Source organism: Streptomyces sp. NPDC002513 (assembly GCF_053595355.1).
In genome coordinates, this window is record NZ_JBSFXK010000017.1 from 71,796 (window position 1) to 86,596 (window position 14,801).

Here is a 14,801-nt window from a genome sequence, read left to right on the forward strand (position 1 = left end):
CGCCGCGTCACCGCACGCACGCTCAGGGGCTCTTGTCCTGGTCCCCGTCGTCGCCCTCGTCTCCCGCCCCGCCCTCGTCCTCACGAGGGGCGGGGGCGCGGTCGTGCGGTGCCGCACGGTCGAAGTCCTCCCATGCCCGGCGCTGAATCTCCTCGCGGTCCGCCAGCAGCCGCTCCAGGGGCTCCGCGGCCCCGGAAGCGGGCGGCGGCACCCGGGTGAGAGCGCCGTAGAGGTGGGCGCAGGCCTCGGCTTCGGTGGCGAAGTGCCGTACCGCGGTGTCCCGGGAACGCTCGCGCAGACCGACGGCCCAGCCGGTCCCCTCCGGACGCAGGAAGTAGAAGGCGTCCGGCTGGACGGGGACGTCGTGGATGCCGGTGATCTCGTACAAGGCCTCGGGAACGCCCGCCTCGCGGAGTCTGCCGACGAGTTCTGCTCGGTCCATTCGCGCGTCCCGTCCCATGCCTCCCGGGTGGACCCCGACCGGGCAGGTCCAGGGGCCACCCGGGGCCGGGTCAGGTCACGTCAGATTACCGGCAGTTCCTCCAGTTGCTGCGAGGCGACGAGGTCCGGGATCGACGGAGTCGTCACATACTGCAGCCCCAGGCCGGGCTGGCCGAACCAGGGCCTGATCGGGCCGGCTTCGACGGTGATCGGCTCGAGGACCCGGTAGAGGTGGTAGCCGTACGGGTGGCTCGGATCGAAGGTGTCGAGGTTGCCCGGGGGGATCGCGCGCCGGGCGTACGGCGTGCCCGCGGGTGCGAGGAAGTGGCCGAGGCCGCTGCCGAACAGGTCGACCAACTGTCCCTTGCGGAGGGTCAGCGGACGCTCCACCGGCTTGCCGTCCTTCAGTACGAAGCCGTTGTCGTCCGGGTACCACCAGCCGGACAGCCCCGTCTGCGGATTGGTCTGCCAGTAGCATCCGAGGAACCAGTAGGCGGAGGTGGCGTCCGTGCGGTGATACCCCCTCAGCATGGCGCCGAGCGGACCCGATGTGGGGAGCTGGGCCGGTCCCAGCCGCCAGTCGTCCAGGTAGTACGGCTGGAGCGGCGGCGGTGCGATGTTCTTCCCGCGGTCCCGGTCCTGAGTGGGGCAGCGAGCGCTCTGCACGGCACGGGGTTCGGCGGCGTGGGCCGCGGCCGGGGCGATGCCGAGCAGCAGGAGGAGCGACGCGAGGGCGCTCCGCACGAGAGCGGGCAGTAGGCGCATCCGGTGTCCCTTCGGTCCCTGGCGCCTGGCAGGCGCCTGCGTGTGGGCGGGGGCAGCCGGTCGCGAAGAGGGGTGACAGGCGGCCGCGTCATGGCCCGTGGCCCAGTCCATGCGCGGTGCGTGCGGAGGGTGCGGAGGCGCCGCAGCGGGTCACCCGATCCGATGAACATCTTTGCTCGGACAGCCCAAGGGCCGGGCTGCGAGCCGTACTTCGCCGGCCGACTCGGACTCCGACCGCGACCCCGCGACCGCCGGGTCCGCGGGTTCGTCGCGTCCGCCGAGTCCGCCAGGTCCTTCAAAAACACCGACGGGGACGCGCCCCGACGTACGAGCGGGGTACGACAGCGGACGCGACGAACGCTCCGCCGTCCGGCGGTTCACGTACCCCCCGCTCCCCTTCGCGCCCGGGCCCGGTCGAAGAACCAGGCGCCCAGACCCACCAGGACGGCCGCCCCGAGCCCGTACACCGGCAGCCACAGCGTCGTGGTGGCCGCCAGGCAGTCGGCCACGACGGCATGGCTCTGGCTGTCCTGTGCGTGGGCCAGAGCCGCGCGGTCGCGTCCGGCGAGGTTCGCCAGTGCGGCCTCCACGCGGATGCTCTCGTAGCTGCCGAGTTCACGGCACTCGCCGCGGGTGCCCGGCATGGGGAACAGCCATGCCCAGCGCTGCATCATCGGAGCCAGCGCGAGCGCGACGCACAGGCCCACGACCACCGAGTACGCCGTCAGGTTCACGGCGTACGACGAGCGGAGGCCGGGTGCCCACGCCGGCAGGCGGTAGAAGCAGAAGACCAGCACGAGAAGCGTCACGCCGAGGTAGGTCGCGAACCACTGCCAGGAACCCTGTGCGAGTGCGGCTGTCAGCACAGCGGCGAGCGCGATGCCGATGACTCCCGGCTGAGGGGCGGCGCCGCCACCGCCCGTGCCGGCGTCTTTCCGGGCCCTTCGGAGGCCGAGGTCGTCCACCGTCTCTCCCGCCTGCTCACGAGGGCACCAGTGTGCGCACCGGTCGCGTCCTTGTCCTGAGACCGGGCCGGACCGCACCCGAACCCGCCCGGATGGCGGTGCCCTCCGTGTGGTGGCGCACCGAAGGCGTGCGGTCGCCGACCGCCGCGTAGACCTACTGCCCCGGAGTCCGACCGCCGCAGAGTCCGACCGCCCCGAAGACCGACCGTGCCGGGGCGGCGCACGCCCCGGCACGGAAGAAGCCCGGCACCCGTTCGGCACCCGGCGATGGCCGGGTGCCGAACGGGTGCGGACGGTACCTACAGGGTCACGGAGGTGGCCCGACGGTCACCCTCCCGTCAGGGGATGTGCCGGGCGATCCCGGTCGCCTTGCTCATCGCCCATTCGAGAGGCCCGCGCTGGAAGAAGCGCGACCACACGGTGGCGAAGACGGCGATCGCCACGATGAAACCGAGCAGCACGTGCAGTGCCGGGCCCGGCAGTTCGTCGATGCCCAGGAGTTGGATGGCGACGATGTGGGAGACGTACGCCGTCAGCGACATGGAGCCGACCGCGATCACGGGCCGGGCCAGGCGGCGCAGCCGGGGGAAGACGTCCATGGCGGTGAGGCAGACGGCCAGGACGGTGAGCGCCACACCCGTGTTGGCGAGGATCGACAGGGTCGTCTCGCTGTGCGGGGAGGCGGCCAGCAGCCAGTCCGCAGTGGTACCGGTCGGGTAGCCCGCGGTGTCGGACCACCAGGCCGACGCCGCCGCCGTGCCGGACCCGGAGGCCGCGATCGCGTCGAGGGCACCGGGGACGAGGTGCAGCGCCAGCCACGAGCCGCCGTAGCCGACGACCGCGAGCGCGACGCCGGTCAGGGCGATGCGGGTGCGGACGGCCGCCGAGGCCAGGTCGAGCCGGGCGAGGGCCATACCGGCCAGGACGAACGGGAGCCAGGTCAGGGCCGGGTAGCTGCCGGTGAGCAGCAGTGAGACGAGACCGTCGGGCTCACCGGCCGCGCCGGACCCGCCGCCGACCAGCGGCGTCAGCACGTAGAGGAGCTGCGGGAACACCAGGGCCGTACCGGCGGCGAGCGCCGCGAGCGTCCCCGCGCCGAGCCGGTACAGGGGCACCACCAGCAGGAAGTACAGCCCGTAAAAGGCCAGGATCACATCGACCGGGGCGCCCCACGCGGTCAGGGCGCTGCCCAGGGCCAGCAGGATGACCGCCCGGATGATCACCTTGGCGACGGCCTGGCGGCCGGCCTGCCCGGTCTTCGGCGTACGGCGCCCGGTGATGAGAACGACCGCGAAGCCGGCCAGGAGGGCGAACAGGGCGGAGGACCTGCCGTGCGCCAGCTCCATCAGGAAGCCGGTGACGCCGCCCCTGCTCGGGTCGGGGCCGACATGGGCCGCGAACATCCCGAAGACAGCCAGGCCGCGAGCCAGGTCCACGCCGACCAGGCGTCCCGTCGAGGGCCGCCCGTTCTCCCGTGTTCCGTTCTCCCGTATTCCGGTCGCGCTCTTGGCCACCGGGGCCGGGGGTGCGACGAGGACTGCGTCGTATGTCATGCCTCCAGACTGGAAAAGTACTGGTCAGCGGGGTATCCGGCAGGAGTCCGCGCCATCCCCGCCGACCGGCGGCGACCGGCCCCCCGACCGGCTGGAGCGGGCTTGCGACAGCGCGGCGGGCGGCGGCGGACCCGGGCCGGTGGGGAGTCGGATGCCGGGACCGCCGGGGAGGCGGATCCTTGGATCGGTGGGGGAGGCGGATCGATCCATGGGCCGGAGGCGGACTCCAGGGTCGGTGGGGAGGGGCTACGAACCGGAGGGCGGAGCGCACGTGATCCGGGTGGCGGTGGTCGACGACGAGGCACTGGTCCGGTCCGGCTTCAGCCTCATCCTCAACGCGGCGGACGACATCGAGGTGGTCGCGACCGCGACCGGCGCGGACGCCCTCGACGCGGTCCGGGAGCACCGGCCGGACATCGTCCTGCTCGACATCCGGATGCCGGACGTGGACGGCCTCACGGTACTGCGGGAGCTGCGCGCCCTGCCGGATCCGCCCGTCGTGGCGATGCTGACGACCTTCGACGCCGACGAGTACGTCCTGACGGCCCTGCACTCCGGTGCGGCCGGCTTCCTGCTCAAGGACACCGAACCCGAGCAGCTCGCCCAACTGGTACGCACGCTGGCCGCCGGCGGGGTGGTGATGTCCCCGCAGGCGTCCCGGACCCTGCTGCACACCCACCCCGGCACCGAGCCCTCCCCCGTCGACGAGGACGCGGCCCGTGTCGAGCTGCTGACCGAGCGGGAGCGGAACGTGCTCGTCCTGCTGGCGCAGGGCCTGTCCAACGCCGAGATCGGAGCCCGCTTGCACCTGGGCACCGGCACGGTCAAGGACCATGTCAGCGCCATCCTCACCAAGCTGCGCGTGGCCGGCCGGGTACAGGCCGCCCTGCTCGCCCAGCGGGCCGGGCTGCTGGACACCGACCGGGAAGGGCGGTGATCGAGATGACGGGTACCACCGGGACCGCCACCCGGCTCGACGGGAAGCCGCTCTGGGAACGCGTACCGGCGCCCGTGGTCGACGCCGGTCTGGTCGCCCTCGCCGCCGTCGACGCGGGGCTCAATCTCTCGGACGGCACGCCGTTCGGCCTGACGCTCCTCGCCGTCGCCTGTGCCGCCCTCGCCCTGCGCCGGCGTTTTCCGCTGTTCGTCTTCCTGCTCACCCTGCCGGCCACCCTGATACAGGACATCCTCGTCGCCCCGCTCGCGGCCTTGTACACCCTGGCCGTGCGGACCCGGGACCGCCGTGTGCTCGCCGTGTGCGCGACCCTGTCCGCGATCGCCACCGCGATCCCCTGGCCGCCGGACCACGGCGGATGGCTCGGCCGGACCTGGACCCTGGTCGACTTCGTCTACACCCTGGCCACTGCCGCGACCCCCGTCCTGCTCGGCCAGCTCGTCCAGGCCCGGCACGACGTGTCGCAGCGCCTGGTGGAGATCGAGGAGGCGAGGGAGCACGAACGCGCCCTGCACGCGCAGGCCGTCCTCGCCCGCGAACGCGCCCAGCTGGCCCGCGAGATGCACGACGTGGTCTCCCACCAGGTCAGCCTGATCGCCGTGCAGGCGGGAGCCGTCCAGGTCGCCGCCAAGGACCCGGAGACCCGGGAGGCCGCGCGCTCCATCCGCGCGCTGAGCGTCGGCACGCTGGACGAGCTGCGCACCATGGTCACGCTGCTGCGCGCCTCCGGCGGCGACGTCACCGAACTGACCCCGCAGCCCACCCTGGCCGACCTGCGCAAGCTGGTGGCGTCCAGCGGTATCGAGGCGGAGCTGGCGGGCGAACTCTCGCCCGCCGTGGGTACGCCCGCGCAGCGTGCGCTCTACCGCACCGTGCAGGAGGCACTGACGAACGTCCGCAAGCACGCCCCCGGAGCCAAGGCCACCGTCGAGCTGTGGCACGACGGCCCCGACGTCGGCGTCACGATCAGCAACACCGCGCCCTCCCGCCCCTCCCTTCCCCTCCCGAGCGCGCACCAGGGTCTGGTGGGCCTGAAGGAACGCGCCGACATCCTGCACGGCACCTTCGAGTCGGGCCCGACGGCGGACGGAGGCTTCCGGGTACGGATGCGGATCCCGGCCCACGCGGACTGACCCGTCTGACCCGCCTGAGCCGCTTGACCCGCTTGACCCGCTTGACCCGCTTGACCTGCTTGACCCGACCCGACCCGACCCGCCCGACCCCGCCCTCGCCCGCCGGAGCCGTCACCGGAACCTCAGCCGGCCGTCGCCGCCCAGGAGGACGATCCCGAGGGCGCGACCAGGTTCCTGCCGGGCGCGGCTCCCGGCACGGGATGGCCGGTCAGCCGAGGCACACCACGAGCAGGCACAGATGCGACGGCGAGGTCGGTGCCGCCACGGGGTCCGGCTGCGGGGTTCCCGGGGCCGTCTGGCCGGTGGTCGCGGGCGGGGGCGGCGGCGTGGACGGCTGCTGCGTGGCCGTACCGGTGCCGCCGGCGGCCGTCGTACCACCGGAGACGGGCGCGGTGATCCGCGGACGCGCGACCGGGGTCTGCGCGGGAGGGGAAGTGGCCGCGGAGTCCGGCCGGACGGTGCGGGGCGTGGTGACGAGGCTCTGCCGACGGGGGATGCCGGCGGCGGACGGCTGGGCGGGGGACAGGGCGGGCGCGGGGGACGTGGTGTGCGCGGGCCGCGGCGACGGTGCGGACCGGTGAGTACCCGGCGGGGCCGGCTCCGGGAGGCTTTCCCCGGCGGTCTGTTCCCCCGCGACGCCCATGTTCCCCTCGTCCGGCGCCGTGGCCGCCTGGGCCCGGTCGGCGGAGTGCCGGTCCAGCGCGGTCATGGTCAGACCGCCACCGACGAGCGCGACGGCGGTCGCGACCGCGGCGCGCCGCTTGTTCTTCTTCCAGCGGGCCAACTGACGGCGCCGGGCCGCCCGGCCCTGCGACGCGGGAGGAGGACCGTCCACGTCACCGGACGGCCGGAAGGGCGGAGCCTGCTCCGCACCGGCCAGGGCCGCCGCCTTGTCGGGGAGGTCACTGTCGTGCCACGTACCCAAGAGGGCGGACTCCCGCGTCCGGCTTCCGGTCACCGCCGCGCCCGTTCCCGGTGCGGAGGCGCGCAGGGCCGTGGAGGGAGCGATGTCGGGGGCGTAGGCGCCGCACCCCGGACACACCAGGGCGCCATTGAGATGCCGACGGCACGAGGAGCAGTAGTCCATTTGCGGTCTTCCTGTGTCGACTGCGCCTGCGGCCTCGGCCGCGGCCTGACCACGTTCGCACGCGGGTTCCAGCGGCCAGCAACGCTAACGAGGCTTTCGTGAGACTGTGTGCGGCCTATGTGGCACTCCTGGGTGGGTTCTCTGTGCGTTCGTGAGTGTGGTGTGGTGTGGTGTGGTGTGGTGTGGTCGGGCTGTCCCGCTTTCCCGCGCGGCCGGGGGAGCACGGTGTCGCACGCCGGCCCGCACCGCACCGAGCATGGTGCGTGTCCCGCCCGGGCTCCGTTCCTGAGCGGCCACTTCTTTGATCACCGTTGACTCTTGCTTGCCCCTACCGTCGCCGGTGTGACCTACGCTCCGGGAACTTCCCCGTTTCCTTCAGGGGTTCTTCACCGTCCCGGGGGTTTGAAAACACCGTGCGCATACGCACTCTTCCGGCCGCGACGGCACTCGCGGTCCTCTTCAGCTCGGCCGCGCTCGCGGTCACGTCGGCCGCACCCGCGCTGGCCGACTCCAGCACCACCCTGCCGGTCAAGTCGACCGGTGACGTCGTCGTGGACGGCGTCCACCAGCGGGTCTTCATCAGCGACCCGGTCAGCGGAAAGGTCGTCGCGACCGACTACAGCGGTACCGTCGTCGGCACGATCGAGTCACTGCCGGGCGTCCGCGGCCTGGAACTCTCCGCCGACTCGGGCACCCTGTACGCGGCCGTCCAGTACGCCGACGCGATCGTCGCCATCGACACGGCGACCGCGACCGAGGCCCATCGCTACCCGACGGGCGACGGCAGCGAGCCCGAGTACCCGGCCCTCGCCGGCGGCAAGCTCTGGTTCGGCTACAGCGACCAGAGCGGCGGCAACATCGGCTCGCTCGACCTGAGCGGCGGCGACCCGGTCGTGGCGCTCCAGCAGGACGCCACCCGCACCTGGAACGAAGCGCCGATCCTCGGCTCCTCGGCCGGCGCCCCGGGCACCATCGTCGCGGGCGCCCCCGAGCAGAGCCCGGCCGAACTCGCCGTGTACGACGTGTCGTCGGGCGCGGCGAACCGCACCGCCTATGCCTTCGACCCGGGCGACAGCAGCAACCTCACCGACCTCGCCGTCACGCCGGACGGCAAGGACGTCGTCACGGCCAGCGGCGCCCCCTACCGTCAGGAGGTGTTCAAGCTCTCGGACCTGTCGCAGGACGGGAGTTACACGACCAACTCCTACCCGAACGCGGTCGACATCGCCCCGAACGGCGCGGTCGCCGCGGGCACCTTCTCCTGGTACGACCCGGACGTCCACGTCTTCGAGCCGGGCATCTCCTCGCCGGTGCGGCAGTACGACCTCCCGAACACCGGTACCAGCAGCGGCTCCGACACCCTCGCGGCCTCGGGTCTCGCCTGGGCGCCGGACGCCAGCAAGCTGTTCGCGGTGTCGCACAACGACGCGGACGTGTACGCGCTGCGCGTCTTCGACGACCCGACCAAGGCGGACACCACCCTCACGGCGACCGCCCCGGCCACCGCCGCCCGCGCCACGTCCCTCACCCTCACGGGCAAGCTGACGTCGGACACCACGTTCCCCTCCGGCACCACGGTCTCCGTCACCCGCACCGACGACGAGTCCCCGTCCGGCAAGGCGCTCGGCACGGCGACGGTCGGCGCCGACGGCTCGTACTCCTTCGCCGACACCCCGTCGGCCGGCGGCAAGGTCACGTACACGGTCACCTACGCGGGCGACACCTACCACGCGGCCGCCACCGCCAAGAGCACGGTGAACGTCGCCCGCACGGCGACCACGGTCACGCTCACCAACAACGGCAAGGTGTACGCGTACAACAGCGCGGTGAAGTTCACGGCGCACCTGGGGACGACGTACAAGAACCGCACCGTCGGGATCTACGCCGACCCCTACGGCGCCGACAAGCCCGAGAAGCTGGTCAGGTCCGGCACGGTCGACTCCTCCGGAAACCTGTCCGTCACCCTCTACCTGACCCGTGACACCAAGGTCACCGCCAAGTTCACGGGTGACACCCGGTACGCGCCCGCGACGGCGGCCAGCACGGTCGGCGCGCGGGTCAAGCTGTCGTCCGCGCTCAGCGGTTACTACACGAGCAAGACGGCGTGGAACCAGACGTACCGCTACTTCCACCAGTCCAAGGACCCCGCCTACAGCACGACGATGACGGCGTACCCGCACCGCACGTACAAGGTGGAGGTGCAGCGCTACGACAAGGGCGCCTGGCACGCCACGAAGTCCGAGTACTTCGAACTCGGCTCGGGCGGCAAGGACACGTTCGAACTCACGGGCACCCCGCCGACGGGCGTCCGCTTCCGGATCCGGTCGTCCTACATCGACACGGCGTCGGGCGACAACGTGAACTCGACGACGTACGGGACCTGGAAGTACTTCATCTTCACCCGCTGACGTCCGGTCCGTCCCGCCGAAGGCGGACGTGACGTGCGCGGGTCCGCAGCAGGGGACCCGCGCACGTCGCTGTGCGGCCCCGGGACACCGAAGCGCCCCGCACCCACCCCCTCACCGCGCGACCGCGCGCCCGACGGAGGTCAACCGATAAGGTCGCAGGCATGGGTGCCGCCACAGCCGCCATGGTCACTGCCATCGTCGGAGTGCTCGGCACACTTTTCGCCCCCTTGGTCACGACCTGGGCGACGAAGCGTCAGCGGGCGGAGGAGAGCCGGGCCGAGGAGGCGAAACGGCGCTTCGAGGAGCGGCGCGCCGCGTACACCGCGATGAACCGGGCCTCCCGTCACTTCCACACCATGCTGAAGGACGCCCTGCACCGGTTGCGCGACGGGGTCTACACCGACGAGGACCGCGGCCAGGTCGAGGAGGCCCGGCGGGACTACCGGGACCGGTACGCCGAGGCCCAGATGATCGTTCCCGAGGCGGTGCTCACGGCGTCCCGTGAGGTGAACGTCGTCCTCGCCGCGGTCGACGCCGTCGCCAAGCGCATCGATCGCGGCTTGACGAGAGAGGGTGACAGCGCGGATCAGGCGCTGCGCGACCTGAAGGCCGCGGAGCCCAAACTCACCGCCATGCGCCGGGTCATGCGCGAAGACCTGGGCATGGCGGACTGACGAGGGACCCTCGGCCGACTCCGACTCCGACTCCGACTCCGACTCCGACGCCGACTCCGACTCCGACTCCGACGCCGGCTTCGTTTCTGACTTCGACTCCGGCTCCGGCCACGTCGTACTCCTCTCCCGTGAACCTCGTTCCGGCTGTTCCGCCGCCCGGGAACGGGGGAGTGTTTCCGGATATGGACACGGTTTCTTACCAAACCCTCACGCGAATACCTGTTCGCATGTCATCATTCCGGCGGCAGAAGCGATCTCCCGGTGCACACCCGAGCCGTCATGCCGCTCCGGGTGCGCCGGACCTGAGGAAGGATGACGCCCCGTATGGGCAGACCCGTTCCCCCGCAATTCCGCGCCCGGGTGCCGCACCGGCTGCTGTGGCCGGTCACCGCGGCCGCCGCCGGGGCCGCGCTCATCGCCAGTATCGTGCAGACCCCGCCCCCGTCCCGTCCGGACACAGCGCCGGTCGCATCCCTGAGCTGCGCCGACGGTGTGTGGAAGGCCGACTACTACGCCAACACCACCCTCACCGGCACACCGCGCACGTCACTGTGCGACACATCCATCAACGAGAGCTGGGGCAAGGGCCATCCCGCCGGGACATCCCTGCCGAACGACCGCTTCGGCGCCCGCTGGACGATGCGCCGCGACTTCGGCGGGGGCGGCCCCTTCCTGCTGAAGACCGCGGCCCAGGACGGCGTCCGGGTCTGGGTCGACGGCACGCGCTACGTCAGTCTGTGGCGCGACTACGCCTCCACCCAGCAGGCGAGCGTCAAGCTGACCGTGCCCGCCGGGAAGCACACCGTGCGAGTCGACTACGTGGCTTTCACGGGCTCGGCCAACGTCGCCGTCAGCCTTGCCCCGACCACTCCGGACAGGGTCGCCCCCCGGGCCCCCGCCTCCGCCAAGACGACGCGCGGTGACGGCCGGGCCACCGTCAGCTGGGCCCGCAACCCCGAAGCGGACCTGGCCGGTTACCGGGTCTACCGCTCCACCAGTACCCCCGTGGCGATCGACACCGCGCACCGGATCAGCGGCTCCGGTCTGCTGACCGGCACCTCGTTCACCTCGACCGGGCTGCGCAACGGCACCACGTACTGGTTCGCCGTCACCGCCGTGGACCGCTCCGGCAACCAGTCCCGCCCCTCGGCGAACGTCTCGGCCGTCCCGGCCGACACCACCCCGCCCCGGGCTCCGGACAACCTGGGCGCCGACGGCTACGGCGACATCGACCTCAACGGCAACGGGGTGCCCGACCCCGAGGACGACCTCGGCGAGAACCACCTGAGCTGGGGCCCGAGTGGGGACGACGACTACAGCACCAAGGACTCCTTCGCCGGCTACAACGTCTACCGTGCCACCGCCCCCGGCGGCCCCTGGACCAAGATCAGGAAGGCCGACGCCCGGGTCGTCCAGGACAACGCCTACGCCGACAAGGACGCCCCGATCGGCATCACCGCGTACTACCGGGTGACCGCCGTCGACACCGCCGGCAACGAGTCCGCCCCGGCCACCACCGAGCCCGGTGAGTACGCCAGGACCGTCGCCTCGGCGCTGCGTCCCGACACCGGCCTGTACCCGCCGCGGCAGCCCACCGGACTCACGGGCGCGCTCAGCGCGGGCAACGCCGCGCTGGACTGGGCCGACAACCCGGTCGGCAGCCCCGTGCACGGACTGACCGACGGCTACCAGGTGCAGTCCGCCTCCTCGGCCTCCGGCCCCTGGACCCTGCGCGCCGGCGCACCGCTCACCGCGTCGCAGTTCACCGACACCGCTCTGCCCGCGGGCAGCACCCGCTACTACCGGGTGCGCGCCGCCGGCAAGGTGATCGACGCCGGCACCCCGCGCGCGTACTCGGCCTGGACCGAGCCGGTCGCCGTCGACCGCCCGCTGCCGCCGGACACCACCGCGCCCGCCGCGCCCGGCGCGCCGGAGGTCACCGCGCCCGAGGGCGGCACCACCGCCACCCTGACCTGGACCACCCACGGCTGGCCCGGCTACGACCAGGACTTCGCCGGCTACCAGATCACCCGCAGCGCGGGCCCCGACGGCCCGTTCACCGACACCGGAAGCCTCCGCACACCCCAGTGTGCCGATGTGCCCGGCACCGAGGACGAGGTCCGCTGCACCCTCACCGACGGCCCGATCGCCGCCGACGCCGCCCCGTACTACCGGGTCGTCGCGGTGGACCAGGTGGGCAACCGCTCCTCGGGCACCGTGGTGCAGCTCAAGCGGCTGGCTCCGCCGGCACCCAAGCCGTCCACTCCCACCGGGCTGACCGCCACCCGTGTCGACGGCGGCCTCCTCCTCGACTGGGACGACTCCCCGGCGTCCGAGGCCTACCTCTACTACTTGTACCGCACGACCTACGGCAGCCCGTGCACGAACGCCGACACCTTCCACACCGCCCTCTCCTCCTACCTGGACACCAACCCGTGGCCCAAGGCCCGTTACTGCCTCACGGTGCGCGGTTTCCAGGGCACCTACAGCGATCCGATCTGGATCGACGTGTCCGACGAACCCGCCCCCGCCCCGCAGGCGCCCGATCTGCCGACCGCGACGGGCACCACCGACGGCATCCGGGTGACCTGGTCCGTCAACGACCCCACCGCGGCCCGCTACGAGGTCTGGCGCCGCACCGAGACGGACACCGTGCCCGTCAAGATCGCGGAGTTGCCCGCGACGGCCTCCCCGGACTGGACCGACACCGGCGCACCGGCCGGAATTCCCTCCTGCTACCGGACGATCGCCGTCGACGCGGCAGGGCAACGCTCGGACTTCTCCGACGACGACTGCGCGGTGCGTCCGTACCCCGAGGGCACCACGCGTCCCGACCGGCCGGCGGGACTGGCCGCGCGGCAGGACGGCACCGACGCGGTGCTGTCCTGGCAGCCCGTCCCCGGCGCCACGGGGTACCTGGTGTACCGGTACTGGGGTAACGCCGCCAACCCCGGCACACGGGTCCAGGACCAGCCCGTCACGGACACCACCCTGACCGACACGGCCGCGCCCTGGACCTCCTCCGGCGCCTCCTACGCGGTGGTGGCCGTGGACGCCTCCGGGGTGCGCTCCGAGGCCGCGGTGCTGCCGTGGATAGGCGACGGCTACGGCGCCTCCATGACCCTGGCAGCGAGTGGCTCCGCGGACGGTGTGCTGCTCACCTGGACATGGTCCTGCCAGTCCGACTGGTGCCCGGCACCGTCCTCGGTCACGGTCGAGCGCTGGAACCCCGCCACCCAGGTGTGGGACGAGCTGACCTCGACCCTGCCCGGCACCGCGGAGTCCTACCTGGACACCACCGCGCCGGCCGGGGCCACGTCCTGCTACCGGGTCCAGGTCTACGGCCAGGACGGCGGCACCCCGGAACAGATGGGTTACGGAGCCGTCCCCGGTACCCGCCCGGCGGTGCCCGCCTCGACCTGACGCCCCGCCCCCGCAACCGCCCTGCCCCGCATCCGCCCCGCCGCCCGTCACACCGACGGACGGCGGGGCGCCGTCGTCCTGTGCACTGCCGGGCGTGCGGCGGGGCACCGTAGGCCGTCGCACAGCCGGGCGGGCGGGCGCCGGCCGTCCGGCCCGCGGCCGCGTCACCGTCTGGACGCGGCCCGCCCGCGAGACGAAGCTGGTCGGCGAACCGGCGCCCCGGTCACACCGGGGCTCATCACACAGGGAGGTGGTCATGGAACTGACCGTGCTGGTCGTCCCCGAGTGCCCGCATACGGCTGTCCTGCGCGCTCGGCTGGACCAGGCACTCGTGAACCGGTCCGACGTCACCGTCGTCTGGCGCGAGATCACGGAGCCCGAAGCGGCCGAGGCCGCGGGAATGCACGGCTCCCCCACCCTCCTGATCGACGGAACGGACCCCTGGACCCCGCCCGGCCGGCCACCGAGTCTGTCCTGCCGCGTCGGCGCCCTGCCGACGACGGACCAGATCCGCGCCGCCCTCTCCCAGGACAGCCCGGCCTGACCCTCCGAAAGCCGACGGACGCCGAGCGGCCGGCGCCGGCGGCATCGCGGCGTGCCTGGTCAAGCGCTGTTGACGCGGGCGAGCAGTGCTCGGGCCTCGGTGGTGCGGTGGTGGTCCGGGCCGAAGGCGGCCAGACAGGCTTCGTGAGCGGCCACGGCCTGGGCGCGGGCCTCGGTACCGCGGCCCAGCCCCAAGTAAGCGGCGGCCATGGTCAGTTCGACGGCGCCGGTCTCCGGGCGGCGCTCCCCATCGGACATGCGGCGGCGCAGCTTGCCCATGCGCTCCGCCTCGGCGAGAGCGTCCTCGTGGCGGGCCTGGCCGTTGAGGCTGCGGGCCAGGCCGAGCCGCAGGACCAGGGTGAACCGGTCCGGTACGGGACGGGCGGCGAGAGCCCTACGGGCCAGCGTCTCGGCCTCCGGGTGGCGGCTCTGCCCGTTGAGGGCGTAGATCTGTCCGTTGCGGGCGGCCGCCTCCACGACCGGCATCTGCGGCCCGAAGCCGCGGGCCGCGGCCGGATGACGGCCGCGCACTCTGCTTCGCATTCAGTGTGCCGGCCGAGCATGCTGAGCGTCTGGGCGCGGTCCGAGCGCAGCTTCAGGGTCTGCCAGTGTTCGGCGCCGAAGATCCTTCCGAAGACGGGAAGCAGTGCGTCGTATGCGGCGAGCGCCTCTGCGTGGCGGCCCTGGGCGCTCGTCGCCATCGCGGCGATACTCAGCGCAAGCGGTGCATCGCTGTCGTGGTACTGCCCGGACCGGGCAGCAGCCACGGCGCGGGCCTCGGCCTCCGCCTCGGCATAGCGCCCGGCGCGGTGCAGGGCCGTGGCGTGGGCCAAGGGTGCCATGCGTCCAGCGTC

General features: G+C 72.8%; 12 protein-coding genes. 6 read left to right on the plus strand and 6 right to left on the minus strand.

Features of this window, described 5'->3' with window-relative positions:
- Window positions 1–22 precede the first annotated feature (22 nt).
- The 4 genes from ACWD5Q_RS14560 to ACWD5Q_RS14575 all read right to left on the minus strand — a co-directional run bounded on the left by ACWD5Q_RS14560 (window position 23) and on the right by ACWD5Q_RS14575 (window position 3,724).
- The gene (locus ACWD5Q_RS14560) at window positions 23–442 is read right to left on the minus strand and encodes a hypothetical protein (RefSeq protein WP_451427322.1); all 420 of its coding nucleotides are present in this window, start codon (window positions 440–442) and stop codon (window positions 23–25) included.
- A gap of 80 nt (window positions 443–522) precedes the next feature.
- A complete protein-coding gene (locus tag ACWD5Q_RS14565; protein ID WP_451427323.1) occupies window positions 523–1,206 on the minus strand; it encodes a TNT domain-containing protein in 684 nt (227 codons plus the stop codon).
- A gap of 377 nt (window positions 1,207–1,583) precedes the next feature.
- Window positions 1,584–2,171 carry a hypothetical protein gene (locus tag ACWD5Q_RS14570; RefSeq protein WP_451427324.1) on the minus strand — a complete coding sequence of 196 codons (588 nt, stop codon included), beginning with the start codon at window positions 2,169–2,171 and terminating at the stop codon, window positions 1,584–1,586.
- A gap of 338 nt (window positions 2,172–2,509) precedes the next feature.
- Complete coding sequence (locus tag ACWD5Q_RS14575; protein ID WP_451427325.1) at window positions 2,510–3,724, minus strand: DUF418 domain-containing protein; 1,215 nt, start codon at window positions 3,722–3,724, stop codon at window positions 2,510–2,512.
- Between the two features lie 271 nt (window positions 3,725–3,995).
- Here ACWD5Q_RS14575 and ACWD5Q_RS14580 point away from each other — a divergent pair, with 271 nt between their 5' ends.
- Entirely contained in the window at window positions 3,996–4,661 is a 666-nt protein-coding gene (locus ACWD5Q_RS14580) for a response regulator (RefSeq protein ID WP_451427326.1), read from the plus strand.
- Window positions 4,662–4,666: 5 nt separating this feature from the next.
- The gene (locus ACWD5Q_RS14585; protein WP_451427327.1) at window positions 4,667–5,812 is read left to right on the plus strand and encodes a sensor histidine kinase; all 1,146 of its coding nucleotides are present in this window, start codon (window positions 4,667–4,669) and stop codon (window positions 5,810–5,812) included.
- 208 nt (window positions 5,813–6,020) lie between these two features.
- Here the strand turns inward: ACWD5Q_RS14585 and ACWD5Q_RS14590 are convergent, their stop codons facing one another.
- Complete coding sequence (locus ACWD5Q_RS14590; RefSeq protein ID WP_451427328.1) at window positions 6,021–6,899, minus strand: SCO2400 family protein; 879 nt, start codon at window positions 6,897–6,899, stop codon at window positions 6,021–6,023.
- Between the two features lie 413 nt (window positions 6,900–7,312).
- Between ACWD5Q_RS14590 and ACWD5Q_RS14595 the strand changes: the two genes are divergently transcribed.
- The 4 genes from ACWD5Q_RS14595 to ACWD5Q_RS14610 all read left to right on the plus strand — a co-directional run bounded on the left by ACWD5Q_RS14595 (window position 7,313) and on the right by ACWD5Q_RS14610 (window position 13,948).
- Window positions 7,313–9,307, plus strand: coding sequence for an Ig-like domain repeat protein (locus ACWD5Q_RS14595; protein WP_451427329.1), 1,995 nt, complete (start codon window positions 7,313–7,315; stop codon window positions 9,305–9,307).
- A gap of 161 nt (window positions 9,308–9,468) precedes the next feature.
- Window positions 9,469–9,981: a hypothetical protein gene (locus tag ACWD5Q_RS14600; RefSeq protein WP_451427330.1), complete on the plus strand. Its 513-nt coding sequence runs from the start codon at window positions 9,469–9,471 to the stop codon at window positions 9,979–9,981.
- A 324-nt stretch (window positions 9,982–10,305) separates the two neighbouring features.
- The gene (locus ACWD5Q_RS14605; RefSeq protein ID WP_451427331.1) at window positions 10,306–13,404 is read left to right on the plus strand and encodes a fibronectin type III domain-containing protein; all 3,099 of its coding nucleotides are present in this window, start codon (window positions 10,306–10,308) and stop codon (window positions 13,402–13,404) included.
- A gap of 256 nt (window positions 13,405–13,660) precedes the next feature.
- Window positions 13,661–13,948, plus strand: a complete 288-nt coding sequence (locus ACWD5Q_RS14610; RefSeq protein ID WP_451427332.1) for a hypothetical protein — start codon at window positions 13,661–13,663, stop codon at window positions 13,946–13,948.
- Between the two features lie 59 nt (window positions 13,949–14,007).
- Here the strand turns inward: ACWD5Q_RS14610 and ACWD5Q_RS14615 are convergent, their stop codons facing one another.
- Window positions 14,008–14,490, minus strand: a complete 483-nt coding sequence (locus ACWD5Q_RS14615; RefSeq protein ID WP_451427333.1) for a hypothetical protein — start codon at window positions 14,488–14,490, stop codon at window positions 14,008–14,010.
- Window positions 14,491–14,801 lie beyond the last annotated feature (311 nt).

Coding starts and splice junctions, on each gene's coding strand:
- ACWD5Q_RS14560 (WP_451427322.1), bottom strand. CDS start 442: ATGGACCGAGCAGAACTCGTCGGCAGACTCCGCGAGGCGGGCGTTCCC.
- ACWD5Q_RS14565 (WP_451427323.1), bottom strand. CDS start 1,206: ATGCGCCTACTGCCCGCTCTCGTGCGGAGCGCCCTCGCGTCGCTCCTC.
- ACWD5Q_RS14575 (WP_451427325.1), bottom strand. CDS start 3,724: ATGACATACGACGCAGTCCTCGTCGCACCCCCGGCCCCGGTGGCCAAG.
- ACWD5Q_RS14585 (WP_451427327.1), top strand. CDS start 4,667: ATGACGGGTACCACCGGGACCGCCACCCGGCTCGACGGGAAGCCGCTC.
- ACWD5Q_RS14590 (WP_451427328.1), bottom strand. CDS start 6,899: ATGGACTACTGCTCCTCGTGCCGTCGGCATCTCAATGGCGCCCTGGTG.
- ACWD5Q_RS14600 (WP_451427330.1), top strand. CDS start 9,469: ATGGGTGCCGCCACAGCCGCCATGGTCACTGCCATCGTCGGAGTGCTC.
- ACWD5Q_RS14605 (WP_451427331.1), top strand. CDS start 10,306: ATGGGCAGACCCGTTCCCCCGCAATTCCGCGCCCGGGTGCCGCACCGG.
- ACWD5Q_RS14610 (WP_451427332.1), top strand. CDS start 13,661: ATGGAACTGACCGTGCTGGTCGTCCCCGAGTGCCCGCATACGGCTGTC.
- ACWD5Q_RS14615 (WP_451427333.1), bottom strand. CDS start 14,490: ATGCGAAGCAGAGTGCGCGGCCGTCATCCGGCCGCGGCCCGCGGCTTC.